The sequence below is a fragment of the Neglectibacter sp. X4 genome (assembly GCF_009917365.1).
Classification (GTDB): Bacteria; Bacillota; Clostridia; order Oscillospirales; family Acutalibacteraceae; genus Acutalibacter.
In genome coordinates, this window is sequence record NZ_QWLE01000118.1 from 1 (window position 1) to 2,010 (window position 2,010).

The window sequence follows — 2,010 nt, forward strand, 5'->3', positions numbered from 1 at the left end:
CTTAAATCGACAGCGAAAGCTTTTGCAAATCTGGATGTTCCGGAGGCTGACCAGGTAGAGTCAGCGGAACTGGAGCGAGTCATCACGGAGGCAATCAAGGCATATTTGGCGCAGATTTCTACCGGTAACCAAAAAAAGTAATGAACAGGTGAAATGTTACCAGTTTATTTTCGGTAAGAGTTGGTAATTTAGCACAGCTATCGGTATTCTGCAGCCTTTTTTGTTACCAGTAATAGTATTTAAAAAAATAAGTAGAGATTTTATTGGTAACGAGGTTCTTTGAGATGTGACGTTGGGAACGGAATGTGTATTATATAGTAGTTCAGACTATGGGAGTAGTAACTGTGGTGTATCTGACGAGTTAAGATAGAGGTGGGGATGTTTGGTATGCTGAGGATGTTATCCGTCAGGCAGCTACGGTTGGCAGACATTCATGACGGGGCGGAACACGGGTCGCATTGGAGTAAAAGAAAACAATCAGTCAGAAAAAGAGGCGGTGTTTATTATGATTACAAATGGAGATAAAGTTATTATGAACGAAAAATATCATGTGACAGAAAAAAATAAAAACAAAGTGTTCCTTGTAAGCTCAAGTCCGTTTGAAGTATGCGGTCAAATGTGCGTGATGCTGGAAGGCTATACAGGTTGCTATGCGCTTGATGGATTGAAAAAGGTTAAGGGAGGCACTGAAGATGCTTGAGAAGTATGATCCAAATATTTGCTTTGGGAGACACACTATCAGAATTACATTGATGCAATGGGACTATGTGGGACACGTTGCAGTTGAAGTAAACGGAAACTGCAAAGGAGCAATCCTATTGGATTCCTGCTATATTGTTGAAGCTGATGAGGATGACATACAACATTTTGTAGAGAATGACTGTAATTTTTTCAAGGAAAGCGGCATTTTCTCGGCAAAGCTGAAAAATCAAAAGGGTGAAATACTTGAAATTGAGGATTTTGTAGATGAAATTGAGAATTTGATTGTTGGTATAGAGATTGTCGATTATGTTCAGAAAGAATGGTGAATTTGCCAATGTCCCACAGTGGGACGGAAATGAAGACGGCAATTGGATAGGTTAAAAGTAAGAATCAGGTGAAGTAATATGCGTATAGGAATGATTTCTGCATTTGCCAAAGAATCGGCACGATGCACAAAAAAGTTGAAAGGATTGGAAGAACTCAGTGATAGTTTGGTACATACTGAAGTAGGCCAACAAATATTGAATGGTGATAAAAATTTAGCAAATGAGACAGCAAGACGATTTACGAAGATATTAGATATTAACAGTCTGCAGGATACAAATTTACAAGTGATTTCAGATTTCAATAATATCCTGCAAATCATAAAAATATCATATTTTGCTCACCGTGATTAAGTGGTGTCCCATCATGGGACAGGGAGTTACAAATGGATGGTGTTTTACTAATTAGAATTTTTTTATCGGTTGTTGATGAACTGATGTCTCAGCCACGACTATATGCGCTGAGCAATCGAGAACGATATATCAATTTTAGAGCCGACGATTTTAAACGAAAATTAAAAGAAGTTATGTTAAGAAATCATAGTTGCCTTAGTTCCTCTAAAATAAAACCTATTTTAGAGGACTTCAAGGTGTTGCAATGGATTATCTGTGATAAGGAACGATTTACGAATGTCCAAAAAATTAATGAAAAATCTGCTCGAGTATTAACAGTAGATCGCAGCAAATATGAGTTACTGAAATCTCTAGATTGGGAAGATTCTTAGTTAAGGGAATTGAGTGTCCCACAATGGGACAGAAAGAGAAACTGAATCATGAAAAAAATCATTATAGGCTTCGGAATAGGAAGTCTTTTTTTGATGGTAATGATGATATTCGTGCTGATTGCGGGTATTTTGGGCGGTGGTTTAGATGAGTCGTCGGCTTACGGTGCTAATGTGGCGCTGCCGATTACGATTACCGGTGATATCCGGGGCAATTCGATCACAATGGATATTTCCGGGGGTATCAACGCAGCAGATATTAA

Annotated in this window: 5 protein-coding genes; all 5 read left to right on the top strand. The window is 38.4% G+C overall.

The window, feature by feature from the left end:
* The first annotated feature begins 433 nt into the window (after nucleotides 1–433).
* Nucleotides 434–700 carry a hypothetical protein gene (locus D1841_RS16790; RefSeq protein WP_237077184.1) on the top strand — a complete coding sequence of 89 codons (267 nt, stop codon included), beginning with the start codon at nucleotides 434–436 and terminating at the stop codon, nucleotides 698–700.
* Nucleotides 693–1,028 carry a DUF5406 family protein gene (locus D1841_RS16795; RefSeq protein WP_160202072.1) on the top strand — a complete coding sequence of 112 codons (336 nt, stop codon included), beginning with the start codon at nucleotides 693–695 and terminating at the stop codon, nucleotides 1,026–1,028. The genes D1841_RS16790 and D1841_RS16795 overlap by 8 nt, the downstream gene beginning before the upstream one ends.
* A gap of 78 nt (nucleotides 1,029–1,106) precedes the next feature.
* Nucleotides 1,107–1,379: a hypothetical protein gene (locus D1841_RS16800; RefSeq protein ID WP_160202073.1), complete on the top strand. Its 273-nt coding sequence runs from the start codon at nucleotides 1,107–1,109 to the stop codon at nucleotides 1,377–1,379.
* A gap of 32 nt (nucleotides 1,380–1,411) precedes the next feature.
* Nucleotides 1,412–1,750, top strand: a complete 339-nt coding sequence (locus tag D1841_RS16805; RefSeq protein ID WP_160202074.1) for a hypothetical protein — start codon at nucleotides 1,412–1,414, stop codon at nucleotides 1,748–1,750.
* A gap of 48 nt (nucleotides 1,751–1,798) precedes the next feature.
* Nucleotides 1,799–2,010: hypothetical protein (locus D1841_RS16810; protein WP_166554307.1), on the top strand; the 212-nt coding region annotated here is incomplete at its 3' end.